This window comes from Pseudomonas sp. FW305-28 (genome assembly GCF_017351395.1).
GTDB classification, from domain to species: domain Bacteria; phylum Pseudomonadota; class Gammaproteobacteria; order Pseudomonadales; family Pseudomonadaceae; genus Aquipseudomonas; species Aquipseudomonas fluorescens_AA.
Genome location: NZ_JACNDD010000093.1, coordinates 1 through 26,698, shown reverse-complemented (window position 1 = coordinate 26,698; position 26,698 = coordinate 1). Strand labels below are relative to the sequence as shown.

The following is a 26,698-nucleotide window of genomic DNA, read 5'->3' as shown; positions in this document are numbered from 1 at the left end:
GCCGAGCTTGCTTGCGATGGCGGTGGTTCTGCGGGCGCGGATGTTGACTGTGCTGCCGTCATCGCGAGCAAGCTCGGCTCCCACAGGGGAGAGGCGGTGTTCATAAAACCTGAGTCCACCACACTTCCAATGTGGGAGCGAGCTTGCTCGCGATAGCGGTGGTTCAGCGGACGCGGATGTTGATTGTACTGCCGTCATCGCGAGCAAGCTCGGCTCCCACTGGAGTTGTGGTGTTCACATAACCTGGCCCACCACATTGCTCAGCGCTAATCAATCAGCTGGGCAGCCCTCAGCGCGCCGAGCGCCGCCAGCCAGCGAGGGTCCTGGCGATATTCCGTTGAAGCATAGGCCTGGCCGCGCATACGGGCGATCCGCGCCGAAGGCTTGACCTTCAGGCGTTGGGCAGCGCTCAAGGCCAACTCCGCGGCGGCGCGATCATTACACACCAGCCCCATGTCGCAACCCGCCGTCAACGCCGCCTCGATACGACTGGCGGCATCACCGACCACATGCGCACCGGCCATCGACAGATCATCACTGAAGATCACGCCCTCGAATTGCAACTCGCCGCGCAGGATGTCCTGCAACCAGCGGCGGGAAAAACCGGCTGGATTGGCGTCAACCTGCGGATAGATGACATGAGCCGGCATCACGGCGGCCAGTTGCTTGCTCAACCTGGCAAACGGCACCAGGTCGTTGGCCCGAATCTGTTCGAGGCTGCGCTCATCGGTCGGAATCGCCACATGGGAATCGGCCTCGGCCCAGCCATGCCCCGGGAAGTGCTTGCCGGTGGCGGCCATGCCGGCGGCACTCATGCCACGGATGAAGGCACCGGCCAGCAACGCCGCGCGCTCGGGGTCGCCTTCAAAGGAACGACTGCCGACGACAGCGCTGCGCTGATAGTCGAGATCCAGCACCGGGGCAAAACTCAAGTCGAGACCGACCGCCAGCACTTCTGTGGCCATGATCCAGCCGCACTGCTCGGCCAGGTATTCAGCGTTCGGGTTGTCGGCTATCGCCCGCATCGCCGGCAACCGCACAAAGCCCTGGCGCAGCCGCTGAACGCGACCACCTTCCTGGTCCACCGCCAGTAAAAGGTCGGGACGGATGGCGCGGATCGACGCGCTCAGCTCGCGCACTTGCCGCGGATGCTCGATATTGCGGGCAAAAATGATCAGGCCGCCTACTTCTGGCTGGCGCAACAGGTGGCGATCTTCGGCCGTCAGCCAGGTACCGGCGACGTCCACCATCAACGAGCCTTGCAGGCCAGCAGTCATAGCATTTCCTTAATAACGATGAACCCGAGCGGCGACACAGGCATGAGCAAACTGCCAGGCCCAGGGCCCGGCAGGTCGCGGTCATGCACTAAAGAATGGAACGGGTTCGAAACGAGAGTCGGCATGGGCGGCTAGCTTAGCGGATGTGGGCAGCCGCGCCCACCCGTGCACTCAAGCCTTGGCCAGCGCCGGCGTCGATTTGCTGCGTGGACGCAGTTGCGCGGCCGCCATGGCCTCATCGGTGACGCCACTCTCGGCACGCATGCCGGCCGCCAGGAACGGCACCATCAGGCGCATCACCTGCTCGATCGAGGTGTTCACGCCAAAATCGGTTTCAGCGATGGCCCGCAGCGCCTTGATCCCGGACATGCTGAACGCGGCGGCGCCGAGCATGAAGTGCACTCGCCAGAACAACTCGATGGGCGGGATGCGCGGTGCGGCTTCGTTGACCAACAGCATATAGCGACGGAACACCTTGCCGTACATGTCTTCCAGGTAACGCCGCAGGTGGCCCTGGCTCTGGCTGAAGGCCAGGCCCAGCAGGCGCATGAAAATGGACAGGTCGTTACCGCTGCGCGGTTGCACGACAAGGGCTTGCTCGACCAGGATTTCCAGCAGCTCTTCCAGGGTAGGCTTGACGTCAGGCTTGGCTTGGCGCCGCTCCAGTTCACGATCGAGGCTGAGGCAGAAAGGCCCGAGGAAGCGCGAGAAGACCGCTTGGATCAAGGCCTTTTTCGAGCCGAAGTGATAATTCACCGCCGCCAGGTTGACCCCGGCCTTGCTGGTGATCAGACGCAATGAGGTTTCGGCGAAACCTTTTTCCGCGAACAACTGCTCGGCAGCATCGAGAATGCGTTCAACGGTTTCCGACTGGGCCATGGTTACTCCGCCTGACAAACACTTGTTTGAAACATACGTTTCAGCCCAGGGGTTGTCAAGCCTGCCGGGGCGTTTTGCGAACGCCCGGTCACGTATTTAACCACACCTTTTCACAGGGGGTAGCCCTGCCCCATCCCACAACCCGACCGACCGTCCAGCGGCCTGTGGAAAAAGGAGGATTGCCAAGTGGCGTTCACTGTATATAATCCCAGTCACTGTATAAAAAGACAGAGCGATCAATATGCTAAAGCTGACGCCACGCCAAGCAGAGATTCTGGCCTTCATCAAACGCTGCCTCGAAGACAACGGCTACCCGCCGACCCGTGCGGAAATCGCACAGGAACTGGGTTTCAAGTCGCCCAACGCGGCTGAAGAACACCTCAAGGCGCTGGCGCGCAAGGGCGCGATCGAAATGACCCCGGGCGCATCCCGTGGCATTCGTATCCCCGGCTTCGAAGCCAAGGCCGACGAAACCACCCTGCCGATCATCGGCCGAGTCGCGGCGGGCGCACCGATCCTTGCCCAGCAGCACGTCGAGGAATCCTGCAACATCAACCCTTCGTTCTTTCATCCCCGGGCCGATTACCTGCTTCGTGTACACGGCATGAGCATGAAGGACATCGGCATCTTCGACGGTGACCTCCTGGCCGTCCACACCACCCGCGAAGCCCGCAATGGCCAGATCGTGGTGGCGCGAATCGGTGACGAGGTGACCGTCAAGCGCTTCAAGCGCGACGGCAGCAAGGTCTGGCTCATTGCCGAGAACCCGGAGTTCGCCCCCATCGAAGTGAACCTGAAAGATCAGGACCTGGTCATCGAAGGCTTGAGCGTCGGCGTCATTCGCCGCTAAAGGAGGCTTTATGCAGTTCCCTCACACACCACAACACACACAACTTCCGCTGTTCGAGGCATTCATGGCCCAACCGCTGGTTCCAGTCCTGAAAGAGGTCATCGAGTCGCCCTGGGGCGTCGAACCCGAGGCCTTCAGCGAACTGTCGTTACGTGGTGCGGCCGGAAACTGCCTGAACCTGCTGGCGCCGATTCTGCGAGAACTCAGCCAGGACCAGGATGCTCGCTGGTTGACGCTGATCGCCCCACCGGCCAGCGTTACCCAGGCCTGGCTGCGTGACGCCGGCCTGAACCGTGAGCGCATCCTGTTGCTGCAGCCGAGGGGCACCCAAAGCGCCCAACAGTTGACTTGCGAGGCCTTGCGTCTGGGCCGTAGCCACACCGTGGTCAGCTGGCTCAACCCACTGACCACGGCCGCACGGCAACAGTTGATCAGCGCCGCCCGCACCGGGGACGCACAAAGCCTGAATATTCGATTGGGCTAAGACAAACGCGGGGCTTCTCCAAAGTAGAGAAGCCGACCAGCCACACTATTCAAAAAAGCCGACAGACGGGATCAGTGAAGAACCCGCGGCCCCTCTTCCTTGTTGAATTCGCCTTCAACCAGGCGACCTGCCATCTGGACGCCCACGCTCAGCATCGCCTTGGCGACTTCGACGTGTTGGCCCTGGAGGAATACCTTGGCATCTTCGGAGAAGTTCAAGGTCACCAGAGAACCCTCGTCCTCGGCCCTGCGCAGCTCGATGCGGCCATCAGGAAGTTCGACAATTTCTAGAAAGGACGTAGGCATAAAAGTCTGTTCTCCACGAAAGGCGAGGATTATATAGTCATCGGCCAGGCTCCGCTCGGGATCTTGACCAAGCGTTATCAACGAACGTAACGGGCCGAGGAGAAACTCAGCACTCGTTCAACCCTTCACGAAAGCGTATCGCCAGGCTCTTGAGGTTCTGGCGCCAGCTCTCCAGCTCCTCCCGACTCAGCTCCTGCTCCGGGTCTTGCTCATCCAGATTGACCGCCACGATCAACGGTTGGGTCACGTCCCCCTTGGGCTTGCGCGGGGCCCGGGGCGGCTCGAACAGCGCCGCATGGGCCGCCAATAACTTCGCAAGCCAGGTTTCCGGGTTATGCGCCAACTCGACCATTTCGGCCAGCTCCGGAATCGCGATGGTTTCCAGCACTTCGCGGGTCAACAGCAACTCGGCTCGCGGGGCGTTCGCTTGTGGCAGGCGATAGAAACCGGCGATTTCATGGCACAACCCCAACAATGCACCGTACAGGTGAAACAGCGCGGACTCACGCCCTGCCTGGAGCAGCGCCGGGGAATTCATCGCACGCCCGTCCTCGGCCCTGGTGAGTGCTTCGAGCGACAGGCCGGCGAAATAGATTTTCTGATTGGTGCGGGTATAGAGTTCGTGGGCCATGGCGGCATCTCCCCAACGAAATGAAAGCTTCACGCAAGTGCGACAGTGTCGTGGATCAACCGAGGCCACTGCAAGCCAAAAACAAAAAGGCCGCATGAAAACCTATGGGTTGTCATGCGGCCTTTTTGTCAAGTCCATGCAGATTTAGCGATTGTAGAGGGCGGCTGCGCCGCCAGCGGGAGCAAGCTCCCTCGCGACAAGAGCCTCAACCCCGCCCTCCAGACAAGCCCTGGCGATCAGCGCTTGTCTTCAACGGTCCATTTACCGCCATCGTAGTACGCCTTCCAGCCGGTCGGCTTGCCGTCGACTTCGGTCTGCACATACTGCTCCTTGGTCTTGCGGCTGTAGCGAATGACCGCCGGGCGTCCTTCCGGATCCTTCTGTGGTGCCTCACAGAGGAAATGGTACTTCGGATCGATTTCGTCCTTGTGCGGCACGATCTCCATCACCAATGGCGCACGGGTCTCACGGTTTTTCGGGAACTGGCTGGCCGCCAGGAACAGGCCAGAGGCACCGTCACGCAGGATATAGGTGTCGTTGACCTTCTCGCACTTGAGCTCCGGCATTTTCACCGGATCCATCTTCGGCGGCGCCGCGTCACCGCTCTTGAGCAGTTTGCGCGTGTTCTTGCAGGTCGGGTTGGTGCAGCCGAAGAACTTGCCGAAACGGCCGGTCTTGAGCTGCATCTCGCTGCCACACTTGTCGCATTCCAGGCTCGGGCCTTCGTAACCCTTGATGCGATAAGTGCCCTCTTCAATCTCGTAGCCGGCACAGTCCGGATTGTTACCGCAGATGTGCAGCTTGCGCTTCTCATCCAGCAGGTAGGCATCCATCGCCGTGCTGCAGATCGGACAGCGATGCTTGCCACGCAGCACCAGGGATTCCGATTCGCCCTCGTCGTCCGCGGCGATTTCGTCGCCCGGCACCAGGTTGACCGTCGCCTTGCAGCGTTCCTTGGGCGGCAGGCTGTAGCCCGAGCAACCGAGGAAGACACCGGTCGAGGCGGTCCGGATTTGCATCGGACGGCCGCAGGTGAGACACGGGATGTCGGTCATGACCGGCTGGTTGGCCCGCATGCCGTTGTCCGGGCTTTCCGCCACTTCAAGTTTTTTCTTGAAGTCGCCGTAGAACTCGTCGAGAACGTTTTTCCAGTCCCGCTCGCCCTGGGCCACATCGTCGAGGTTCTCTTCCATGCCGGCGGTGAAGCCGTAGTCCATCAGGTTCGAGAAGCTCTCGGACAAACGCTCGGTGACGATGTCACCCATCTTTTCCGAATAGAAACGACGGTTGTGCAGCGCCACGTAACCGCGGTCCTGGATGGTGGAAATGATGGCGGCATAGGTCGAAGGACGACCGATGCCGCGCTTTTCCATTTCCTTGACCAGGCTGGCTTCGGAGTAACGGGCCGGCGGCTTGGTGAAGTGCTGGGTCGGATCGAGCTTGATCAGCTTCATCACGTCGCCCTGGGCCATGTCCGGCAGGACGTCGTCATCCCCAGGCTTGGTGATTTGCGGCATGACGCGGGTGTAGCCGTCGAACTTCAGGATGCGGCCCTTGGCACGCAACTCGAAGTCACCGGCACCAACGCTGACCGTGGTCGACAGGTATTGCGCCGGCAGCATCTGGCAAGCCAGGAACTGGCGCCAGATCAGCTCGTAGAGACGCTCGGCGTCACGTTCCATGCCCGACAGCTTGCTTGGCTCGGTGTTGGCATCGGACGGACGAATCGCTTCGTGAGCCTCCTGCGCGCCTTCCTTGCTGCTGTAGACGTTCGGCGTGTCCGGCAGGTACTTCTTGCCGAATTCGCTTTCTATATAAGTGCGCGCCATCGCCACCGCATCGACCGACAGGTTGGTCGAGTCGGTACGCATATAGGTGATGTAGCCGGCTTCGTACAGACGCTGGGCCATCATCATGGTCTTCTTCACGCCAAAGCCCAGGCGGTTGCTTGCGGCCTGTTGCAGCGTGGAGGTGATGAACGGCGCCGACGGCTTGCTGCTGGTCGGCTTGTCTTCGCGCTTGACGATGCTGTAGCTGGAAGCCTTGAGCTTCTCCAGCGCCGCCATGGCCTGGGCTTCGTTGAGTGGCTTGAAGGCCTCGCCCTTCTCGCGGGCCACGTCGAAGCGCACGGTCGCGCCCTTGGCGGTGCCGAGGTCGGCGTGGACTTCCCAGTACTCTTCAGGGATGAACGCGCGGATCTCACGCTCGCGCTCCACCACCAGCTTCACCGCAACCGACTGTACGCGACCAGCCGACAGGCCACGGGCGATCTTGGCCCACAGCAGCGGCGAGACCATGTAGCCCACCACGCGGTCGAGGAAGCGACGCGCCTGCTGGGCGTTGACCCGATCGATATCCAACTCGCCCGGTTGGGAGAAGGCTTCCTGGATGGCCTTCTTGGTAATTTCGTTGAACACCACGCGCTTGTAGCGGCTGTCATCCCCACCGATGGCTTCGCGCAGGTGCCAGGCAATGGCTTCCCCTTCGCGGTCCAAGTCCGTCGCGAGATAGATGGTGTCGGCATCCTTGGCGAGCCGGCGCAGCTCTTCGATGACCTTTTCCTTGCCCGGGAGGATCTCGTACTTGGCTTTCCAGCCGTGTTCCGGATCGACCCCCATGCGGGAGACCAGCTGCTTGCGCGCCTTGTCCTTGGGCGACAGCGCCGGCACTTCACCGGCAGCAGCCTTGCCGCGCTTGGCGGCTGGCTCCTTGCTGGCGCTAGCCGAACCGCTGGTGGGCAGGTCTCGGATATGGCCGATACTCGACTTCACCACGTATTGGTTGCCCAGATACTTGTTGATGGTCTTGGCCTTAGCCGGGGATTCCACAATGACCAGCGATTTGCCCATGGATCAGAAAATTCCTGAATTCTAAAAAGTGAAAGGCGGTTGGCGCCTGACGCGGCACCGCTATATATAGTGGCTGCAAGGTGAGGTCAAGCGCAGGGTTGCCCGCATGCCGGCCTCAAGGCGTGGAAAAAATGCTCTCCTCGGCCTGCACCAAAGCAAAGCGTGGCACCTGTTCGCCGTCAACCTCGACGGACTCCTGGAACATGCTCAAGGGACGCACCCAAAAGCCGTAATCGCCATACAGGGCTTGATAGAACACCACTTCTTCTTCGGTCTCGGAATGCCGCGCGATGCTGAATACGCGGTACTGCGGACCTTTGTAATGCTGGTAGAGCCCAGGTTGTATCGGCATGTCTTGGCCCTCACTCAAATCTTTTCAAAATAAAAACAAAATTTTTCTACTAAACCCGGAAAAAACAAAAACCGGGGCACTTGGCCCCGGCTTCCATCGACGCAACGCTTAGACGCGTTCGAAGACAGTGGCGATGCCCTGGCCGAGGCCAATGCACATGGTGGACACACCGAAGGTGCCGCCATTCTGCTTCATGACGTTGAGCAGCGTGCCGGAGATACGCGCACCGGAGCAACCGAACGGGTGACCCAGGGCGATCGCGCCGCCGTGCAGGTTAACCTTCTCGTTCATCTTGTCGAGCACTTTCAAATCTTTCAGCACGGGCAGGGCCTGTGCGGCGAAAGCTTCGTTGAGCTCGAAGAAGTCGATATCGGCAATGCCCAGGCCTGCGCGCTTCAAGGCTTTCTGCGTGGCCGGCACTGGACCATAGCCCATGATTGCCGGGTCCACACCCGCCACGGCCATCGACCGGATCACCGCCATCGGCTGGATACCCAGGTCCTGGGCACGCTGGGCCGACATCACGATCATGCACGAAGCGCCGTCGGTGATTTGCGACGAAGTACCGGCTGTCACGGTGCCGCCCTTCGGATTGAAGGCTGGCTTGAGGGCCGCCAGGCTTTCCAGGGTGGTTTCCGGACGAATGGTCTCGTCGTAGTCGAACAGCTTCAGGAAGCCATTCTCGTCGTAGCCCTGCATCGGGATGATTTCATCCTTGAACTTGCCTTCCACGGTCGCCTTGTGGGCGAGCTGGTGGGAGCGCACGCCGAAGGCGTCCTGCTGTTCGCGGGTGATGCCGTGCATTTTGCCGAGCATTTCCGCAGTCAGGCCCATCATGCCCGAGGCTTTTGCCGCGTACAGCGACATGTGCGGATTCGGATCGACGCCGTGCATCATGCTCACATGGCCCATGTGCTCGACACCACCGACGACGAACACATCACCGTTGCCGGTCATGATCGCCTGGGCGGCGGTGTGCAGTGCGCTCATGGACGAACCGCACAGGCGGCTGACGGTCTGGCCCGCCGCGGTGTGAGGAATCTGGGTCATCAGCGAGGCCATGCGGGCGATGTTCCAGCCCTGCTCCAGGGTCTGGTTCACACAGCCCCAGATCACGTCTTCGACTTCGTTCGGGTCGACCTTGACGTTGCGCTCCAGCAGCTTGCTGATCAGGTGCGCCGACATGTCTTCGGCGCGGGTGTTGCGGTGCATGCCGCCCTTGGAGCGGCCCATCGGCGTACGACCGAAGTCGACGATCACGACGTCTCTAGGATTCAAGCTCATAAATGTTCTCTCGCTCTAGTCGTTGGGCGCTTAACCGAAGAAACGCTGGCCGTTCTTGGCCATCTCACGCAGCTTCGCGGTCGGGTGGTACAGCGCGCCCAGATCAGCGTACTGGTCAGCCAGGGCAACGAACTCGGCCACACCGATCGAATCGATGTAACGCAGCGCACCGCCACGGAATGGAGGGAAACCGATACCGTAGACCAGACCCATGTCGGCTTCGGCGGCGGTTTCGACAATGCCGTCTTCCAGGCAACGCACGGTTTCGAGGCACAGCGGGATCATCATCCAGTTGATGATGTCCTCGTCGGTGACTTCGCGCTGCTCGTAGACGATCGGCTTGAGCACTTCCAGCACCGACGAGTCGGCGACTTTCTTCTGCTTGCCGCGCTTGTCGGTCTCGTAGGCGTAGAAGCCCTTGCCGTTCTTCTGGCCCAGGCGCTTGGCTTCGTAGAGCACGTCGACAGCCGAACGACGGTCGTCCTTCATGCGGTCCGGGAAACCTTCAGCCATCACGTCGCGACCATGGTGGCCGGTGTCGATGCCGACCACGTCCATCAGGTACGCCGGGCCCATCGGCCAGCCGAATTTTTCCATGATCTTGTCGATGCGCACGAAGTCCACACCGGCGCTGACCAGCTTGGCGAAACCGCCGAAGTACGGGAACAGCACACGGTTGACCAAAAAGCCCGGGCAGTCGTTGACGACGATCGGGTTCTTGCCCATTTTCTTGGCGTAGGCCACGGTGGTGGCCACCGCCAGTTCGCTGGACTTCTCGCCACGGATCACTTCCACCAGCGGCATCATGTGCACCGGGTTGAAGAAGTGCATGCCGACGAAGTTCTCCGGACGCTTGAGGGCCTTGGCCAGCAGCGAAATGGAGATGGTCGAGGTGTTCGAGGCGAGGATGGTGTCCTCTTTGACCTTGTCTTCGACTTCAGCCAGTACCGCCTGCTTGACCTTCGGGTTCTCGACAACCGCTTCGACCACCAGGTCGACATGGCCGAAATCGCCATAGGACAGGGTCGGACGAATGCCGTTGAGCACTTCGGCCATTTTCGCGGCGGTCATGCGACCTTTGTCGACGCGACCCACCAGCAGCTTGGCAGCTTCGGCCAGGCCCTGCTCGATCCCGTGTTCGTTGATGTCCTTCATCAGGATCGGCGTGCCTTTGGACGCCGACTGGTAGGCGATGCCGCCCCCCATGATACCGGCGCCGAGCACGGCGGCCTGCTTCACGTCACGGGCGATTTCGTCGTAGGCCTTGGCCTTTTTCTTCAGTTCCTGATCGTTGAGGAACAGACCGATCAGGCTTTGTGCAGCCGAGGTCTTGGCCAGCTTGACGAAGCCGGCGGCCTCGACTTCCAGGGCCTTGTCGCGACCGAAGTTCGCGGCTTTCTGGATGGTCTTGATCGCTTCGACCGGCGCCGGGTAGTTCGGGCCTGCCTGACCGGCCACGAAACCCTTGGCGGTTTCGAAGGCCATCATTTGTTCGATGGCGTTGAGCTTGAGCTTTTCCAGCTTCGGCTGACGCTTGGCCTTGTAGTCGAACTCACCGCTGATGGCACGCTTGATGGTTTCAAGGGCCGCTTCCTGGAGCTTGCCAGGTTCGACCACGGCATCCACGGCACCGACTTTCAGCGCGTCTTCGGCACGGTTTTCCTTGCCGGCGGCAATCCACTCGATAGCGTTGTCGGCACCGATCAGGCGCGGCAGGCGCACGGTGCCGCCAAAGCCCGGGTAGATGCCCAGCTTGACTTCCGGCAGGCCGATCTTGGCCGTGGTGGCCATGACGCGGTAATCCGCCGCCAGGCACATTTCCAGGCCGCCCCCCAGGGCGATGCCGTTGATGGCCGCGACGGTCGGTACGTTGAGGTCTTCGAAGTCGCTGAAAATACGGTTGGCTTCGAGGTTGCCAGCGATCAGTTCGGCATCGGGCAGCTTGAAGTTGTCGACGAATTCGGTGATGTCGGCACCGACGATGAACACGTCCTTGCCGCTGCTGACGATCACACCCTTGATCGAAGCATCTGCCTTGATAGTGTCTACGGCCTGACGCAATTCATTCAGGGTTAGACGGTTGAACTTGTTGACGGACTCACCCTTGAGGTCGAACTTCAGTTCGACGATGCCACTTTCAAGAGCCTTAACCGTGATGGCTTTACCTTCGTAAATCATCAACTGATCTCCACGATATGGAAGCTGAACAGTACACGTTGGACGCTGGCTGCTGGTTCGGCATTGACGTTACCGTCGATGCTACGCCAATCCGCCAGGCACACCCGTCAACGCGATAGTCGGGGTCTGTAGGAGCCGTCTGAAAATACAAACGCTCAATTCATACGCCCGTTTGATTTGGGTACGTCACCTTCACGGAATTTCCGACAATTGTCAATCGCCCTAAACACAGGCGTGAACGCGACTTTACGGTCATTTCCGTACCCTACGGATCCGCAACACGGCGCCGCATGAGCAGCCATTCATAGAATCAATCATTAGAAAAATCGCCCTAATTCCAGACAGACCGGATCCAGCCGACTAAGCTGTCGGGAATGCGATTGAATTTTGCGAAATGAAGGGCGCTGCGAACGCACGCCCTGACACGAGATGGATTACCGGCCTGCCTGGCCAACCCGCCCGATGAGACTGTCGGGCTTTTTTATGCCCGTAGGAGCTGCCGGAGGCTGCGATCTCTTGATTTTCACTTGAGATTCAGTGAACGGTGGACAGATCGCAGCCTCGCTGCGCTCGACAGCTCCTGCAGCGCTTCAGGCCAGCGCCTTCAGCACCCAGGAAATCTCCTGTAAAACACTCGCCTCGCCCTTTTCGCCCCAATACAAGGCGATCATTTGCCGGTCGGCTTCAACTTTGTAGACGTTGGCCGGCAATTTTTCGAAATGATTGAGCAGGGGCTCATCCAGGCAGACTTCCCGCCACTGATTGACCCAGACGCCCGGCGCAGTTTGCCAGTAGCTCCAGCAGGCCGGCTGGCTGCCGCGCCGAGGCCGATAGTACTGGGCACAGGGGTTTGGCGGCTGTTGGTCGAGCCAGTGCGGCCACTCTTGTGGCGCCAGTTGCATGGCCAGGCCCAGGCGTCGCGCTTCCATGCGCAGGGCCATGCGACCGCTCTGTACACGGGACGGACGCAACCATGCCAGCGGACTTAACACCACCAACAGGATTGACAGCACTATCCAGACCGTCATATTCGTACTCCCCGATTCTGATGAGCCCATTGACCCAGGTCGCGTCAATGCGCTTGAAACCAGCCATACTTACCGTATCGCAATTCTCTGGAGTGCCTTCCATGTACTACAACCACGTTCTGGTCGCCGTTGACCTCACTGAAGAATGCGATCCGGTCGTCAAGCGCGCCCTCGCCCTCTGCGAAGGCCGAGACACCCAGCTGTCACTGGTGCATATCGTCGAACCGATGGCCATGGCCTTCGGCGGCGACGTGCCGATGGACCTTTCCCAGTTGCAGCAGCAGCAATTCGACCAGGCCAAGGAACGCCTTGACCGACTGATCGTGAAATACCCGGCCCTGAAGAAGGAATTCAGCCACCTGACCTACGGCCAGCCGCGCCAGGAGATCCATCACCTGGCCAAGGAACAGGGTTGCGACCTGATTGTCGTCGGCAGCCATGGTCGCCACGGTTTGGCGCTGCTGCTGGGCTCGACCGCCAACGATGTGCTGCATGGCGCGCCTTGCGATGTATTGGCAGTACACCTGGTCAAGCGCACATAAACCTAAACCTGTGGGAGCGAGCTTGCTCGCGATCGCGGTAGATCAGCAGCATTGATGCTGACTGTCACACCGCTATCGCGAGCACGCTCGCTCCCACAAGGGGATGGCGTTTCAAGTAAAAAATCCCGGCGCTCATTGCTGAACGCAGGGATTTTTCTCGACAGTGGATCAAGCGTCCAGCTCGGCCCAGCGCTCGACCAATGCATCCAGTTCGGCCTGCAGTTGCTCCAGGTGCGCGATCACCTTGGCGGTTTCGGCAGCAGGTCGCTGGTAGAACCCGGTGTCGGCCATTTCGGCTTCTACCGCTGCGACCTGCTGCTCCTTCGCGTCGATATCACCCGGCAAGGCTTCCAGTTCACGCTGCAGCTTGTAGCTGAGCTTTTTCTTCGCTGGGGCCGGGGCTGCTGCGGCAACCGGCGCGGGCTCGGCCTTGACCACGGCCGAATTCAGGTCGGCCTTGCCGGACTTGCTCTCAGTGACCCCCAGCAGACGCGGCGAGCCGCCCTGGCGCAGCCAGTCCTGATAGCCACCGACGTATTCGCGAACCAGGCCTTCGCCTTCGAACACCAGGGTACTGGTGACCACGTTGTCGAGGAATGCCCGGTCGTGACTGACCATCAGAACGGTGCCGTTGAAGGTCAGCAACACCTCTTCCAGCAATTCCAGGGTTTCCACGTCCAGGTCGTTAGTGGGCTCGTCGAGCACCAGCAGGTTCGCCGGTTTGCTGAACAACTTGGCCAGCAACAGACGAGCACGCTCACCACCCGACAACGCCTTGACCGGCGTACGGGCACGCTGGGGGCTGAACAGGAAATCACCGAGGTAGCTCAGCACATGGCGGCTCTGGCCATCGATGTCGATGAAATCGCGGCCTTCGGCCACGTTGTCGATCACGGTCTTTTCCAGGTCCAGTTGATGACGCAACTGGTCGAAGTAGGCGACGTCGATCTTCGTGCCCTCTTCCACCTTGCCGCTGGTGGGCACCAGGCCGCCGAGCATCAGCTTGAGCAGGGTGGTCTTGCCAGTACCGTTGGCACCCAGCAGGCCGATGCGATCGCCACGCTGCAGCACCATGGAAAAGTCCTTGATCAGGAACGGGCCGCCAGGGTGGGCGAAACTCACGTTCTCGAGAACCATCACCTGCTTGCCGGACTTGTCAGCGGTGTCCAACTGAATGTTGGCCTTGCCAGTACGCTCGCGACGCTCGCTGCGCTCCACGCGCAACGCCTTGAGCGCACGCACACGGCCTTCGTTGCGGGTGCGACGCGCCTTGATGCCCTGGCGAATCCAGACTTCTTCCTGGGCCAGTTTCTTATCGAACAGCGCGTTAGCGGTTTCTTCCGCTGCCAACGCCGCTTCCTTGTGCACCAGGAAGCTGGCGTAGTCGCCGTTCCAGTCGATCAGGCCGCCGCGGTCCAATTCAAGGATGCGCGTCGCCAGGTTCTGCAGGAAGGAACGGTCGTGGGTGATGAACAGCACCGCCCCCTGGAAGTCCTTCAGGGCTTCTTCAAGCCAGGCGATGGCGCCGATGTCCAGGTGGTTGGTCGGTTCGTCGAGCAGCAGCAGGTCTGGCTCGGAGACCAGGGCCTGGGCCAGCAGGACGCGGCGACGCCAACCGCCGGACAACTCGGCGAGGGTCTTGTCGGCCGGCAATTGCAGGCGGCTCAGGGTGCTGTCGACCAGCTGCTGCAGACGCCAGCCGTCTCGGGCCTCAAGGTCGTGCTGCACGTGCATCAACTTGTCCAGGTCGGCATCGGTGACGATGTTCTGGCTCAGGTGGTGATACTCGGCCAACAGCGCGCCGACACCGTCCAGGCCTTCGGCGACCACATCGAACACGGTCCGCTCGTCGGCCACCGGCAGTTCCTGGGGCAATTCGCCGATTTTCAGGCCTGGCGCACGCCAGACCGAGCCGTCGTCGGGCTTCTGATCGCCCTTGACCAGCTTCATCATGCTGGACTTGCCAGTGCCGTTTCGGCCGATGATGCACACCCGCTCACCACGGGCGATCTGCCAGGACACCTTGTCCAACAACGGCATAGCGCCGAAAGCAAGGGACACATCGCTGAATTTGAGCAGGGTCATGAGCTTCTCCAAAAACCGGGCGCGCATTCTACCTGAGATGAGGCCTCAAGGGTCCGCCAATTTCGCCACTGAAGCACTCTGCATAACAAATGTTGCGAACTTGCACCGACGGCCCCGCAAAGCTTTCGCCGGCTGCTGGCAAAAGGCTAAGCTACAGACAGTTACCCTGGGTTAACCCTTGGGCTTGTCATGTTTTTTTCTGCCCGGATGTCTCATGCGCAGTCGCCTTTTCAGTGTTTTATCGTGTCTTTTTGTATGTGCCACTGCCGTTCAATCCGCTCAGGCGGTGGATATCTCCACTCAGCGCCAATACTACGACGAGGCCAAGCGTGCCTTGGCCAAGGGTGATTCCGGCCCTTACTTTCGCTACAGCCAGGCTCTTCGCGATTACCCGCTGGAGCCGTACCTGGCCTACGACGAACTGACCGCTCGCCTCAAGAGCGCCAGCAACGCCGAAATCGAGAAGTTCCTCGCCGAGCACGGCGACCTGCCCCAGGCCAACTGGATGAAGCTGCGCTGGCTGCGTTGGCTGACCGAGCGCGGCGACTGGGAAACCTTCGTCAAGTATTACGACCCCAAGCTCAATTTCACCGAACTGGATTGCCTCAACGCTCAGTACCAACTCAGCCATGGCCTGAAGGCCGAGGGCTATGCCAACACCGAAAAGCTGTGGCTCACCGGCAAGTCCCAGCCCCAGGCATGCGATGCGTTGTTCGGCCTGTGGGCATCCCAGGGCCAGTTGACCGAGCAGAAGCGCTGGGAGCGCGCCAAGCTGGCCGCCCAGGCACGCAACTACCCGCTGGCCAACAGCCTGGTCAGCGGCCTGACCACCCTCGCTCCCCGTGGCAACTTGCTGGTGGACGTGGCGCAAAAGCCCGAGTTGCTCAACCAGCCCTCGCGCTTCGTTCCAGCCGATGAACCGATGTCCGATATCGTCAGTCTCGGCCTGCGTCGCCTGGCCCGCCAGGACCCGGAAAAAGCCATGGCGCTGCTGGATGGCTACGCCAGCACCATGCATTTTTCCCGGGATGAAAAAGTCGCAATCGCCCGCGAGATCGGTCTGACCCTGGCCAAGCGCTTCGACAGCCGCGCCCTGGACGTGATGACGAAATACGACCCGGAGTTGCGCGATGACACCGTTTCGGAATGGCGCTTGCGCCTGCTGTTGCGCCTCGCTCGCTGGGACGATGCCTATCAGTTGACCCGTCGCCTGCCCGAGTCGCTGTCCAGCACCAACCGCTGGCGGTACTGGCAAGCCCGCACGCTGGAACTGGCGCAGCCGCAGAACCCGGAAGCCCTGACGCTCTACAAGCACCTGGCCCGTGAGCGGGACTTCTATGGCTTCCTGGCCGCCGACCGATCCCAATCGCCGTATTCGCTCGTCAACAAGCCACTGGTGATGAGCCAGGCGTTGATCAACAAGGTACGCAACACGCCTGGCGTGCGTCGGGCGCTGGAGTTTCATGCCCGTGGCGACATCGTCGATGGACGCCGTGAGTGGTATCACGTCAGCCGTCATTTCAACCGGGACGAAATGGTCGCCCAGGCGAAACTGGCTTACGACCTGAAATGGTATTTCCCGGCCATCCGCACCATCAGCCAGGCCAAGTACTGGGACGACCTGGACATCCGTTTCCCGATGGCCCACCGCGAGACCCTGGTGCGCGAAGCCAAGATCCGCGGCTTGCATCCAAGTTGGGCGTTCGCCATTACCCGCCAGGAAAGTGCGTTCATGGATGATGCCCGCTCCAGCGTCGGCGCTGCCGGCCTGATGCAACTGATGCCTGGCACCGCCAAGGAAACCGCGCGCAAATTCAGCATTCCCCTGGCCTCGCCCCAACAAGTATTGAACCCGGACAAGAACATCCAGTTGGGTGCGGCCTACCTGAGCCAGGTTCATAGCCAGTTCAACGGCAACCGCGTCCTGGCTTCGGCGGCCTACAACGCCGGTCCCGGTCGCGTGCGCCAATGGCTGCGCGGCGCCGATCACTTGAGCTTCGACGTCTGGGTCGAGAGCATCCCGTTCGACGAAACCCGCCAATACGTGCAGAACGTGTTGTCTTATTCGGTGATCTACGGGCAGAAGCTCAACTCGCCGCAACCGCTGGTGGACTGGCATGAGCGGTATTTCGACGATCAGTGATTAACACGCCCACAAAGCGTCTTCTTTGTGGGAGCGAGCTTGCTCGCGATGGCGTCGGCACCTGCAACATGAATGCAAGCTGACTCACCGCTATCGCGAGCAAGCTCGCTCCCACAGGCTCTGCATCAAACACAGCACGCGGTATCAGTCGGTTGCCGCCTCCGCCCCCACATTGAACTGCAACGCCGCCAATCGCGCATACAGCGCATTGCTGGCGACAAGCTCCTGGTGAGTGCCCACGGCAACCACCTTGCCCTGGTCCATCACCGCGATCCGATCGGCGTTTTTCACCGTGGCCAGGCGATGGGCGATCACCAGCGTCGTGCGGTTTTTCATCAGGCTGGGCAAGGCTTGCTGGATCAGGTGCTCGCTTTGCGCATCGAGGGCACTGGTGGCTTCGTCCAGCAGCAGGATAGGGGCATCCACGAGCAACGCTCGGGCGATGGCCAGGCGTTGGCGCTGGCCGCCGGATAACCCGAGGCCGCCGTCGCCCAGGTGCGTCTGGTAGCCGTCGGGCATTTTTTCGATGAAGTCGTGGGCGTGGGCGATCTGCGCGGCCTCGCGCACCTGCTCCGACGTCGCCTCCGGGTTGCCATAGCGGATGTTCTCTTCGACCGTGCCGAAAAACAGCGCCGGGCTTTGTGAAACCAGGGCGAAATGCCGGCGCAGGTCCAGCGGATCGAGCCGAGTCAACGGCACATCGTCGATCAGGATCTGCCCTTGCACGGGATCATAGAAACGCAGCAGCAAATCGTAGACCGTCGACTTGCCCGCGCCGGAAGGCCCGACCAGGGCCAGGGTCTCACCGGCCTTGATACTCAGGTCGAGGCCGTCGACCGCATAACTGTCCGGCCGGGACGGATAGGAGAAACGCACGCCTTCGAGACGCAAATCGCCGCGGACCCGCGCCGGCAAGGTCACAAGGCCTGAAGCCGGCGGCTGGATGATGTTTTCCGAACGCAGCAGCTCGGCAATGCGCTCTGCCGCACCGGCTGCCCGCTGCAACTCGCCAATCACTTCGCTCAGGGTCCCGAAGGCACTGCCGACGATCAGGCTGTAGAACACGAACGCCGCCAGCTCACCACCGGAAATCCGTCCGGCGATCACATCCATGCCACCGACCCAGAGCATCACCCCCACCGCCCCCAGCACCAGCACGATCACCAGGGTGATCAACCAGGCCCGCTGGACAATGCGCTTGCGAGCGGTGTCGAAGGCCTGCTCCACCGTCACGGAAAAACGTTGTTCGTCCTGGACCTGATGGTTGTAGGCCTGCACGGTCTTGATCTGGCCGAGGGTTTCGGAGACATAGCTGCCTACGTCGGCAACGCGGTCCTGGCTCTGGCGCGACAAGCTGCGCACTCGACGCCCGAAGAGCAGGATCGGCACCAATACCAGCGGCAGGGCAATCACCACGATGCTGGTCAGCTTGGGATTGGTGATGAACAGCAGCACGATGCCGCCCACCACCATCAAGACATTGCGCAAAAACAACGACAGCGACGAACCGATCACCGATTGCAGCAGGGTCGTATCAGTAGTCAACCGTGACTGGATTTCCGAACTGCGGTTGTTTTCGTAGAAACCCGGGTGCAAGTACACCAGATGGTTGAAGACCTGCCGCCGGATATCCGCCACCACCCGTTCGCCGATCCACGACACCAGGTAGAAACGGGCAAAGGTACCGATCGCCAACCCCACCACCAGCATCATGAACAGGCCGATGGATTGATTGAGCAGGTGCGGTGAGCGGGTCATGAAGCCCTGGTCCACCAGCAGGCGGATGCCTTGACCCATGGACAAGGTAATGCCGGCGGTGACAATCAACGCCAGCAAAGCGCCGGCGACCTGTTTGCGATAAGGGGCGATGAAGCCGCTGGCCAGGCGTATGGCACGGCGATGTCGGGAAGAAAGCATCAAAGGCGTCCGATAATGCAGCAGGAAAAAGGCCAGCTCGCGACGCCGAAACGCAGCGGAACCAAGTTGAATCGCAATGAGTCAGGTTAAATATGACCACTATGACTAGCGGCTAGATGTTATCGGTCTAAAGTCTGGCTGGAAACGCAACTGTGTTTCTGATTGAGTGGAGGTGTCGCCATGAACCTACAAGGAGTGTCATGGCTCGGTCACCTGGCGACATTAAAGTAGGCACACAACCTGATGAGGAGACAGGCCATGTCCTTGCAACACAGCAGCGACGACAAGATTCAAGTAATCCGCACGCAACCGGACCAGTCTCTGGGCTGCTCGTTCATCGACGCCCAAGGGCGCGAGGTACCGATCACCGAAGACATGATCCAGAAAGCCTGCAGCGAGCTGGAAAAACGACTGGTCAAGCCTGCCGAACAAAAGTGATACAGCCCGTCTTCAATTGGACCCGACGTTGATGTCGGGTTTTTTATGCCTGCCAGAAAGATTGTGGGAGCAAGGCTTGCCCGCGATGCAGGCACCTCGGTCCCCTGACCGCGTCATCGTTCATCGCGAGCAAGCTTTGCTCCCACAACCCAGTGCCGTCACAATCTGTTGCAAAGCCGCCGACTGCCCTTCGATACGAACCTTCAAGCTGTCGATCTCCCGCCGTGGCGGATAATGCTTGCGCAAGGCATCGAAGGCACGGCGTTGCTCGTCGACGGTGCCCACCAGGCTGCGGCGAAAATCCGCATCGTCGCGACGGGGGTCGTACACGCTCCGGCACAACGCCGCCAAGGCCCAGGCCGGGTCGGTTTCGGCATCCAGGGTGATGCCACCCAGCCACGGCCGAGGCAACAGGTCGCCGAGGCTGACTTCAACCGGTCGTTCCAGGAACGCGCACAAGGCCTGGTAGATCTGGGCCGTGCCACGCTGGCGACCATCGAGGCTGTAACCGGCAATGTGTGGAGTGGCGATCACGCACAAATCGGCCAGGTCCACATCCACGGTGGGCTCCTGCTCCCAGACATCCAGCACCGCCTGCAGGTCTTCGCGCTCCAGCAACACCTCGCGCAGCGCGGCGTTATCGATCACCGGCCCTCGAGCCGCATTGATCAGCCAGGTCCCGGGCTTGAGCTGGTTCAGGCGCGTTTCGTCGAACAGGTGCCAGGTCGGTTGCTCGCCGTCGCGGGTCAACGGGGTGTGCAGGCTGATCACATCGCACTGCTCGATGATCTGCTCCAGGCTCACATAGTCGCCGCCCTCGGCGGCCTGACGCGGTGGATCGCAGACTTTCACGGCCCAGCCCAGCCCCTTGAGCACCTCGATCAACCGTCCGCCCACCTGGCCTGCACCGACCACGCCGAAGGTCCGCTGTTCCAGCGCCGCACCTTCGATTTCTGCCAGGGTCATCAGGCTGCCCAGCACATAGTCCACCACGCCACGGGCATTGCAGCCGGGTGCACTGGCCCAGCGGATCCCCGCCTCGGCAAGATAATCCAGGTCCAGGTGATCGGTGCCGATGGTGCAAGTGCCGACAAAGCGTACCTTGCTGCCTTCCAGCAGGGCCCGATTGACCTGGCTGACCGAACGCACCAGCAATACATCGGCGTGCTCGACCATCGTCCGGTCGATCCCCCGGCCCGGTACCCGGCGGATTTCGCCGAACCCTTGGAAGAACGCATCAAGCAGGGGGATGTTTTCGTCGGCGACGATCAGCATGGCAGAGCTCCTTTGGCGGGATGGGCAGTGTAGGCGTTCCTCGCCTCAATGGGCCAGCGCATTACTTCAGTGAACGATGGTGTGGCGAGGGAGCTTGCTCCCGCTCGGGTGCGCAGCAGCCGCCAGTCTCCTTGGGCCTGCTGCGCAGTCCAGCGGGAGCAAGCTCCCTCGCCACGGGTAAAAGCTGGAACGCTTACAAATCCACAACACAGGTTTTTTCCTGACCACCGCGTCAAAGCGTAGAATTCGCCGCCTCGCGCTTAACCCTTTCGGACGCTTGCCCTGTGAATCCTGTCATCGACACCCCCGCTCCCCTCTCCCGCCCGGCCCGGGTACGCCTGGAATTCAAGACGCTGCTGGCCCTGGCCTTGCCGATCATGGTGGCGCAACTGGCGACCACCGCCATGGGCTTCGTCGATGCGGTGATGGCCGGTCGGGTCGGTCCACGGGACCTGGCGGCCGTGGCCCTGGGCAACTCGATCTGGGTGCCGGTGTTCCTGTTGATGACTGGCACCCTGCTGGCGACCACCCCGAAAGTTGCCCAGCGCTTCGGTGCCGGTACGTTCGACGAGATCGGGCCGCTGGTACGCCAGGCGCTGTGGCTGGCGCTGGTGGTGGGGTTGATCGCGACACTGGCGCTGTTCAGCGCCGAGCCGATCCTGCACATCATGAAAGTCGATCCCGAATTGATCGGCCCGTGCATGGAATACCTGCGGGGCATCGGCACGGGCCTGCCGGCCGTGGCGCTGTATCACGTACTGCGCTGCTTCAGCGACGGCCTGGGTCGCACGCGACCGGCGATGGTGCTGGGGCTGTGCGGACTGGCGCTGAACATTCCGCTCAATTACATCTTCATCTATGGGCACCTGGGCGTGCCCGCCATGGGCGGCGTCGGTTGCGGCTGGGCCACGGCCATCGTGATGTGGGTCATGGCCCTGGGCATGGCCGGTTGGGCGCGCTGGGCACCGGCCTATCAGTCGAGCCGGTTGTTCAGCCGTTTCGACTGGCCGCAATGGGCGGTCATCAAGCGCCTGCTGGGCATCGGCTTGCCGATCGGCATTGCGGTGTTCGCCGAGTCGAGTATTTTCGCGGTGATCGCCCTGCTGATCGGCAGCCTCGGCGCCACCGTGGTGGCCGGGCACCAGATCGCGCTGAACTTCAGTTCCCTGGTGTTCATGATCCCCTACTCCCTGGGCATGGCCGTCACCGTGCGGGTCGGCCAGGCCCTGGGACGGCAGCAGCCTCGCGAAGCGCGCTTCGCCGCCGGGGTGGGCATGGGCACCGCGCTGGCCTACGCTTGCCTCTCGGCGAGCCTGATGTTCGCGCTGCGCGGGCCTATCGCGGCGATCTATACCGCCGACCCGGTGGTGATCGAAGTGGCGTCGATGCTGATCGTCTATGCGGCGCTGTTTCAGTTTTCCGATGCGATCCAGGTCACGGCGGCAGGCGCATTGCGCGGCTACCAGGACACCCGGGTGACGATGATCCTGACCCTGTTCGCCTATTGGGGCATCGGCCTGCCGGTGGGTTACGCCCTGGGCCTGACCGACTGGCTCGGCGCGGCCAGCGGTCCGAGCGGGTTGTGGCAAGGCCTGATCGTGGGCTTGAGCTGCGCGGCACTGATGCTGTCGATCCGTCTGGCACGTAGCGCGCGCAAGCAGATCCGCCTCAGCCGCTCGACGGGTTAAGCGAGTTTCTTGCGGATCCAATAGAGGTAGGTGCCTGCCTCTTCCTGCTGGGCCACCAGTTCGTGGTCCAGGAACACGCAAAACTTGGGGATATCGCGGCGGGTCGAGGGGTCGGTGGCGATGACTTTCAGCAGGCCACCGGGGGCCAGGTCGCGAATGTGCTGGTGCAGCATCATCACCGGTTCCGGGCAATTGAGGCCGGTGGCATCCAGCGTGCCGTCGACCGGCGTGTCGTTCATTTCACTCATGTTCTACTCCTGAAACTGGCCGGCATTGTCGCGCAATGTCGGTTCTGAGCAAAGCCTGCGGGCTAGCAAACATGCGAAAGCAACACCGTGGGAGCAAGGCTTGCCCGCGATGCAGGCACCTCGGTCTCCTAACCGCGTCATCGTTCATCGCGAGCAAGCTTTGCTCCCACGGGGCTTCTTCGTGTCCAACCGCCGCAGATGGCAGGTCACTTCCTCACGGTCGTGATACAGCTGCTTGCAACCGATCTCGACCTTGATGCCCCGGGCCTTGAAACCCTCGGCGATGCGTTCGAGCAGGCGCTTCACCTCGGCATAACGCTGTTTCATCGGCAGCTTGAGGTTGACCACGGCCTCGCGGCAATGGCCCTCGCCAATCCACTCTTCCAGCATCGCCGCGTTGCGCGCAGGCTTTTCGACGATGTCGCAGACCATCCAGTCCACCGGCTGCTTGGGCTTGAACGTGAAGCCGTCCGCCATCAGGTGCTGCACCAGGCCAGTGTCCATCAGGCTTTCGGCCATCGGGCCGTTGTCGATGGCCGTCACCAGCATCCCACGGTTGACCAATTGCCAGGTCCAGCCGCCTGGCGCGGCACCGAGGTCCACGCCGGTCATGTCACTGTGCAGGCGCTCGTCCCACTGCTCCCGAGGGATGAAATGGTGCCAGGCCTCTTCGAGCTTGAGTGTGGAGCGACTCGGCGCTTCCCGGGGGAACTTCAGGCGCGGGATGCCCATTGGCCACATCGCCGAATTATCCGCGTCCGCCAGGCCCAGGAACACTTCGCGGCCACTCTTGAACGTCAGCAGCAGGCGCGGCTTGTGCGGGTCGTCCACCAGCTTGCCGGCCCCGCTCAGCGCTTTGCGCAACGGGCCTTCGAATTTCTTGCAGAAGTTCGACAGCTCCTTGCCGTCATTGGTGTCGACCACCTCCAGCCACAGGCTGCCGCAGGTCGGGAACGCCGACATGTGAGCCAGGATCACGCTGATACGGTCGGTTTCCGGCAATTCAATGAACGTGCCCCGCGCCCACTGGCGTGGAAAAATCAGCTCGGCAAAACGCTGCCCGCGCATCAGCCGCTCGGCGCCGTCCTCTTCGGTACAGACAAATTCGGCGCAGGCACTGGCCGGTTTGGCCTTGGCGTAGCCGGCCACGTTGAGCCGGGCCGCGTGTTCGGCGATCTCGGAACAGACCTCGCCTTCGAAGCCTGGCCGGCAGTGCATAAAAAGCGTGTTCATTGAAACTCCGTAGCAAAGCCTGTCACGAAAACCGCCGCATGATAGCGGAGTTCGGAACCCCGAACCTGCCTATAGAGTCCAGTGATTAGTCATACGCTCAAAACAGGGCTAGGTTAAAGGCTCTGTCCGTCCCCCTCCGTCCGTAGCCGTGCGGACTCAAAGGAGTGATTTCAATGCCGTCCCTCGATAGCCTGAAAACCCTTAAGACACTGCAAGTCGACGCCAGGACCTACCACTACTTCAGCCTGCCGGATGCCGCCCGAAGCCTGGGTGACCTGGACAAGCTGCCCATGTCCTTGAAGGTGCTGCTGGAAAACCTGTTGCGCTGGGAAGATGAAAAAACCGTCACCGGCGCCGACCTCAAGGCCCTGGCCGGGTGGCTCAAGGAGCGTCGCTCCGACCGCGAGATTCAATACCGCCCGGCACGGGTACTGATGCAGGATTTCACCGGCGTCCCCGCCGTGGTCGATCTGGCCGCCATGCGCGCCGCCGTGGAAAAGGCCGGCGGCGATCCCCAGCGGATCAACCCGCTGTCACCGGTGGACCTGGTGATCGACCACTCGGTGATGGTGGACAAGTTCGCCAGCAGCCAGGCGTTCGAGCAGAACGTCGACATCGAAATGCAGCGCAACGGCGAACGCTACGCCTTCCTGCGCTGGGGCCAGAGCGCCTTTGACAACTTCAGCGTGGTACCGCCGGGCACCGGCATCTGCCACCAGGTCAACCTCGAATACCTGGGCCGCACCGTGTGGACCAAAGAAGAAGACGGCCGCACCTACGCCTTCCCCGATACCCTGGTGGGCACCGACTCCCACACCACCATGATCAACGGCCTCGGCGTACTGGGCTGGGGCGTCGGCGGGATCGAGGCGGAAGCGGCCATGCTCGGCCAACCGGTGTCGATGCTGATTCCCGAGGTCATCGGTTTCAAACTCATCGGCAAGCTGCGCGAAGGCATCACCGCCACTGACCTGGTGCTGACCGTCACGCAGATGCTGCGCAAGAAAGGTGTAGTGGGCAAATTCGTCGAGTTCTATGGCGACGGTTTGGCCGACCTGCCCCTGGCCGACCGCGCCACCATCGCCAACATGGCTCCGGAATACGGCGCCACCTGCGGTTTCTTCCCGGTGGACGAGGTGACCCTGGACTACCTGCGCCTGTCCGGGCGTCCGGCCGAAACCGTGAAGCTGGTGGAAGCCTATTGCAAGGCCCAGGGCCTGTGGCGCCTGCCCGGCCAGGAGCCGGTCTTCACCGACACCCTGGAGCTGGACATGGGCAGCGTCGAGGCCAGTCTCGCCGGGCCAAAACGCCCTCAGGACCGGGTTTCGCTGCCGAATGTCGGCCAGGCTTTCAGCGACTTCCTGGGGTTGCAGGTCAAACCCACCAGTAAAGAAGAAGGCCGCCTGGAAAGTGAAGGCGGCGGTGGCGTCGCGGTGGGCAATGCCGACCAGGTGGGCGAAGCCGAGTACGAATTCGAAGGCCACACCCATCGCCTGAAAAACGGCGCGGTGGTGATTGCCGCCATCACCTCGTGCACCAACACCTCCAACCCCAGCGTGATGATGGCCGCCGGGCTGCTGGCGAAAAAAGCCGTGGAAAAAGGCCTGGTCCGCAAGCCTTGGGTCAAGAGCTCCCTGGCGCCGGGCTCCAAGGTGGTCACCGATTACTACAACGCGGCCGGCCTGACCGAGTACCTGGATAAACTCGGTTTCGACTTGGTGGGCTATGGTTGCACGACCTGTATCGGCAACTCCGGGCCGTTGCCGGACCCCATCGAGAAAGCCATCCAGAAAGCCGACCTGACCGTGGCCTCGGTCTTGTCGGGCAACCGCAACTTCGAAGGCCGGGTGCATCCCCTGGTGAAGACCAACTGGTTGGCCTCACCGCCGCTGGTGGTCGCCTATGCCCTGGCCGGCACGGTGCGCATCGACATCAGCAGCGAGCCGCTGGGCAACGACCGGGACGGCAAGCCGGTGTACCTGCGGGACATCTGGCCCAGCAGCCAGGAAGTGGCCGCCGCCGTGGCCCAGGTCAACACCAGCATGTTCCACAAGGAATACGCCGCCGTGTTTGCCGGTGACGAGCAATGGCAGGCCATCGAAGTGCCGCAAGCGGCGACTTACGTCTGGCAGGATGACTCGACCTACATCCAGCATCCACCGTTCTTCGACGACATCGGCGGGCCGCCACCGGCCGTCAGGAACGTCGAGGGCGCCCGGGTCCTGGCCCTGCTGGGCGACTCGGTGACCACCGACCACATCTCCCCGGCCGGTAACATCAAGGCCGACAGCCCGGCCGGTCGCTACCTGCGCGAACAAGGCGTGGAGCCACGGGACTTCAACTCCTACGGTTCCAGACGCGGCAACCATCAAGTCATGATGCGCGGCACCTTCGCCAATATCCGCATCCGCAACGAAATGCTCGACGGTGAAGAAGGCGGCAACACAATCTACATCCCCAGTGGCGAACGAATGCCGATCTACGATGCCGCCATGCTCTACCAGGCCACGGACACGCCCCTGGTGGTGATCGCCGGCCAGGAATATGGCACGGGCTCGAGCCGGGACTGGGCGGCCAAGGGCACCAACCTGCTGGGGGTCAAGGCGGTGATCGCCGAAAGCTTCGAGCGCATCCATCGCTCCAACCTGGTGGGCATGGGCGTGCTGCCGCTGCAGTTCAAGCTCGACCAGAATCGCAAGAGCCTGAACCTCACGGGCAGGGAAACCCTGGACATCCTCGGGCTCAATGACGTCGAACTGACGCCGCGCATGAACCTGCCCCTGGTCATCACCCGGGAGGATGGCCGCCAGGAGCGAATCGAAGTGTTGTGTCGGATCGATACCTTGAATGAAGTGGAATACTTCAAGGCGGGCGGGATTCTTCACTATGTGTTGCGGCAATTGATTGCAGGTTGAAGCACGCCCCCGTGGGAGCCGAGCTTGCTCGCGATAGCGGTGGATCAGCCGGCATCTGTGCTGAATGTTCCGCCATCATCGCGAGCAAGCTCGCTCC

The 26,698-nt window shown here is 61.5% G+C and carries 21 protein-coding genes; 7 read left to right on the top strand and 14 right to left on the bottom strand.

Features of this window, described 5'->3' with window-relative positions; genetic code table 11:
* Positions 1-266 precede the first annotated feature (266 nt).
* Positions 267-1,265 (bottom strand): beta-N-acetylhexosaminidase, encoded by a 999-nt coding sequence (gene nagZ / locus J4E53_RS20540; protein WP_177431707.1) that lies wholly within the window; start codon positions 1,263-1,265, stop codon positions 267-269.
* Positions 1,266-1,448: 183 nt separating this feature from the next.
* Entirely contained in the window at positions 1,449-2,156 is a 708-nt protein-coding gene (locus J4E53_RS20535; RefSeq protein ID WP_013692622.1) for a TetR/AcrR family transcriptional regulator, read from the bottom strand.
* Positions 2,157-2,397: 241 nt separating this feature from the next.
* Between J4E53_RS20535 and lexA the strand changes: the two genes are divergently transcribed.
* Together lexA and sulA are read left to right on the top strand one after the other, a co-directional pair.
* Positions 2,398-3,006: a transcriptional repressor LexA gene (gene lexA, locus J4E53_RS20530; protein WP_003199651.1), complete on the top strand. Its 609-nt coding sequence runs from the start codon at positions 2,398-2,400 to the stop codon at positions 3,004-3,006.
* Between the two features lie 10 nt (positions 3,007-3,016).
* The gene (gene sulA, locus J4E53_RS20525) at positions 3,017-3,490 is read left to right on the top strand and encodes an SOS-induced cell division inhibitor SulA (RefSeq protein ID WP_060738408.1); all 474 of its coding nucleotides are present in this window, start codon (positions 3,017-3,019) and stop codon (positions 3,488-3,490) included.
* A gap of 71 nt (positions 3,491-3,561) precedes the next feature.
* Here the strand turns inward: sulA and J4E53_RS20520 are convergent, their stop codons facing one another.
* The 7 genes from J4E53_RS20520 to J4E53_RS20490 form a co-directional block, all read right to left on the bottom strand.
* Positions 3,562-3,795 carry a hypothetical protein gene (locus J4E53_RS20520; protein ID WP_003183419.1) on the bottom strand — a complete coding sequence of 78 codons (234 nt, stop codon included), beginning with the start codon at positions 3,793-3,795 and terminating at the stop codon, positions 3,562-3,564.
* Between the two features lie 106 nt (positions 3,796-3,901).
* Positions 3,902-4,426 carry a DUF6586 family protein gene (locus J4E53_RS20515; protein WP_103308812.1) on the bottom strand — a complete coding sequence of 175 codons (525 nt, stop codon included), beginning with the start codon at positions 4,424-4,426 and terminating at the stop codon, positions 3,902-3,904.
* A 236-nt stretch (positions 4,427-4,662) separates the two neighbouring features.
* Positions 4,663-7,275 carry a type I DNA topoisomerase gene (topA, locus tag J4E53_RS20510; RefSeq protein WP_060738410.1) on the bottom strand — a complete coding sequence of 871 codons (2,613 nt, stop codon included), beginning with the start codon at positions 7,273-7,275 and terminating at the stop codon, positions 4,663-4,665.
* A 115-nt stretch (positions 7,276-7,390) separates the two neighbouring features.
* Positions 7,391-7,627 (bottom strand): DUF1653 domain-containing protein, encoded by a 237-nt coding sequence (locus tag J4E53_RS20505; protein ID WP_060738411.1) that lies wholly within the window; start codon positions 7,625-7,627, stop codon positions 7,391-7,393.
* Between the two features lie 108 nt (positions 7,628-7,735).
* Positions 7,736-8,911, bottom strand: coding sequence for an acetyl-CoA C-acyltransferase FadA (gene fadA / locus J4E53_RS20500; RefSeq protein WP_024618393.1), 1,176 nt, complete (start codon positions 8,909-8,911; stop codon positions 7,736-7,738).
* Positions 8,912-8,941: 30 nt separating this feature from the next.
* On the bottom strand, positions 8,942-11,089 hold the full coding sequence (gene fadB / locus J4E53_RS20495; protein WP_092197357.1) for a fatty acid oxidation complex subunit alpha FadB: 2,148 nt from the start codon (positions 11,087-11,089) through the stop codon (positions 8,942-8,944).
* Between the two features lie 590 nt (positions 11,090-11,679).
* Complete coding sequence (locus J4E53_RS20490) at positions 11,680-12,117, bottom strand: hypothetical protein (protein WP_103308813.1); 438 nt, start codon at positions 12,115-12,117, stop codon at positions 11,680-11,682.
* Positions 12,118-12,218: 101 nt separating this feature from the next.
* Here J4E53_RS20490 and J4E53_RS20485 point away from each other — a divergent pair, with 101 nt between their 5' ends.
* Positions 12,219-12,659 (top strand): universal stress protein, encoded by a 441-nt coding sequence (locus tag J4E53_RS20485; protein ID WP_060738415.1) that lies wholly within the window; start codon positions 12,219-12,221, stop codon positions 12,657-12,659.
* 168 nt (positions 12,660-12,827) lie between these two features.
* Here the strand turns inward: J4E53_RS20485 and J4E53_RS20480 are convergent, their stop codons facing one another.
* The gene (locus J4E53_RS20480) at positions 12,828-14,744 is read right to left on the bottom strand and encodes an ATP-binding cassette domain-containing protein (RefSeq protein ID WP_103308814.1); all 1,917 of its coding nucleotides are present in this window, start codon (positions 14,742-14,744) and stop codon (positions 12,828-12,830) included.
* A gap of 214 nt (positions 14,745-14,958) precedes the next feature.
* On the opposite strand from J4E53_RS20480, the gene J4E53_RS20475 reads away from it, so the two are divergent.
* Positions 14,959-16,887 (top strand): transglycosylase SLT domain-containing protein, encoded by a 1,929-nt coding sequence (locus J4E53_RS20475; RefSeq protein ID WP_060738417.1) that lies wholly within the window; start codon positions 14,959-14,961, stop codon positions 16,885-16,887.
* 144 nt (positions 16,888-17,031) lie between these two features.
* On the opposite strand, the gene J4E53_RS20470 is transcribed toward J4E53_RS20475, so the two are convergent.
* On the bottom strand, positions 17,032-18,804 hold the full coding sequence (locus tag J4E53_RS20470) for an ABC transporter transmembrane domain-containing protein (RefSeq protein ID WP_103308816.1): 1,773 nt from the start codon (positions 18,802-18,804) through the stop codon (positions 17,032-17,034).
* 258 nt (positions 18,805-19,062) lie between these two features.
* Between J4E53_RS20470 and J4E53_RS20465 the strand changes: the two genes are divergently transcribed.
* Positions 19,063-19,242 (top strand): PA1571 family protein, encoded by a 180-nt coding sequence (locus J4E53_RS20465; protein WP_003199629.1) that lies wholly within the window; start codon positions 19,063-19,065, stop codon positions 19,240-19,242.
* Between the two features lie 120 nt (positions 19,243-19,362).
* On the opposite strand, the gene pdxB is transcribed toward J4E53_RS20465, so the two are convergent.
* Positions 19,363-20,517, bottom strand: coding sequence for a 4-phosphoerythronate dehydrogenase PdxB (pdxB, locus tag J4E53_RS20460; RefSeq protein ID WP_103308817.1), 1,155 nt, complete (start codon positions 20,515-20,517; stop codon positions 19,363-19,365).
* Positions 20,518-20,801: 284 nt separating this feature from the next.
* On the opposite strand from pdxB, the gene J4E53_RS20455 reads away from it, so the two are divergent.
* On the top strand, positions 20,802-22,205 hold the full coding sequence (locus J4E53_RS20455; protein WP_103308818.1) for an MATE family efflux transporter: 1,404 nt from the start codon (positions 20,802-20,804) through the stop codon (positions 22,203-22,205).
* Here J4E53_RS20455 and tusA read toward each other — a convergent pair.
* The gene (gene tusA, locus J4E53_RS20450; protein WP_003183455.1) at positions 22,202-22,453 is read right to left on the bottom strand and encodes a sulfurtransferase TusA; all 252 of its coding nucleotides are present in this window, start codon (positions 22,451-22,453) and stop codon (positions 22,202-22,204) included. The two genes, J4E53_RS20455 and tusA, sit on opposite strands and share 4 nt — an antisense overlap.
* A gap of 144 nt (positions 22,454-22,597) precedes the next feature.
* The gene (gene rlmM / locus J4E53_RS20445; RefSeq protein WP_103308819.1) at positions 22,598-23,686 is read right to left on the bottom strand and encodes a 23S rRNA (cytidine(2498)-2'-O)-methyltransferase RlmM; all 1,089 of its coding nucleotides are present in this window, start codon (positions 23,684-23,686) and stop codon (positions 22,598-22,600) included.
* A gap of 173 nt (positions 23,687-23,859) precedes the next feature.
* Between rlmM and acnA the strand changes: the two genes are divergently transcribed.
* Entirely contained in the window at positions 23,860-26,601 is a 2,742-nt protein-coding gene (gene acnA / locus J4E53_RS20440) for an aconitate hydratase AcnA (protein WP_060738422.1), read from the top strand.
* Positions 26,602-26,698 lie beyond the last annotated feature (97 nt).

Bases quoted from the DNA above. Each gene is read 5' to 3' on its own strand.
- J4E53_RS20505 (WP_060738411.1), bottom strand. From the start codon at position 7,627: ATGCCGATACAACCTGGGCTCTACCAGCATTACAAAGGTCCGCAGTAC.
- J4E53_RS20515 (WP_103308812.1), bottom strand. From the start codon at position 4,426: ATGGCCCACGAACTCTATACCCGCACCAATCAGAAAATCTATTTCGCC.
- fadA (WP_024618393.1), bottom strand. From the start codon at position 8,911: ATGAGCTTGAATCCTAGAGACGTCGTGATCGTCGACTTCGGTCGTACG.
- topA (WP_060738410.1), bottom strand. From the start codon at position 7,275: ATGGGCAAATCGCTGGTCATTGTGGAATCCCCGGCTAAGGCCAAGACC.
- tusA (WP_003183455.1), bottom strand. From the start codon at position 22,453: ATGAGTGAAATGAACGACACGCCGGTCGACGGCACGCTGGATGCCACC.
- J4E53_RS20465 (WP_003199629.1), top strand. From the start codon at position 19,063: ATGTCCTTGCAACACAGCAGCGACGACAAGATTCAAGTAATCCGCACG.
- J4E53_RS20485 (WP_060738415.1), top strand. From the start codon at position 12,219: ATGTACTACAACCACGTTCTGGTCGCCGTTGACCTCACTGAAGAATGC.
- fadB (WP_092197357.1), bottom strand. From the start codon at position 11,089: ATGATTTACGAAGGTAAAGCCATCACGGTTAAGGCTCTTGAAAGTGGC.
- J4E53_RS20535 (WP_013692622.1), bottom strand. From the start codon at position 2,156: ATGGCCCAGTCGGAAACCGTTGAACGCATTCTCGATGCTGCCGAGCAG.
- lexA (WP_003199651.1), top strand. From the start codon at position 2,398: ATGCTAAAGCTGACGCCACGCCAAGCAGAGATTCTGGCCTTCATCAAA.
- J4E53_RS20480 (WP_103308814.1), bottom strand. From the start codon at position 14,744: ATGACCCTGCTCAAATTCAGCGATGTGTCCCTTGCTTTCGGCGCTATG.
- J4E53_RS20475 (WP_060738417.1), top strand. From the start codon at position 14,959: ATGCGCAGTCGCCTTTTCAGTGTTTTATCGTGTCTTTTTGTATGTGCC.
- J4E53_RS20470 (WP_103308816.1), bottom strand. From the start codon at position 18,804: ATGCTTTCTTCCCGACATCGCCGTGCCATACGCCTGGCCAGCGGCTTC.
- sulA (WP_060738408.1), top strand. From the start codon at position 3,017: ATGCAGTTCCCTCACACACCACAACACACACAACTTCCGCTGTTCGAG.
- J4E53_RS20520 (WP_003183419.1), bottom strand. From the start codon at position 3,795: ATGCCTACGTCCTTTCTAGAAATTGTCGAACTTCCTGATGGCCGCATC.
- acnA (WP_060738422.1), top strand. From the start codon at position 23,860: ATGCCGTCCCTCGATAGCCTGAAAACCCTTAAGACACTGCAAGTCGAC.
- J4E53_RS20490 (WP_103308813.1), bottom strand. From the start codon at position 12,117: ATGACGGTCTGGATAGTGCTGTCAATCCTGTTGGTGGTGTTAAGTCCG.
- pdxB (WP_103308817.1), bottom strand. From the start codon at position 20,517: ATGCTGATCGTCGCCGACGAAAACATCCCCCTGCTTGATGCGTTCTTC.
- rlmM (WP_103308819.1), bottom strand. From the start codon at position 23,686: ATGAACACGCTTTTTATGCACTGCCGGCCAGGCTTCGAAGGCGAGGTC.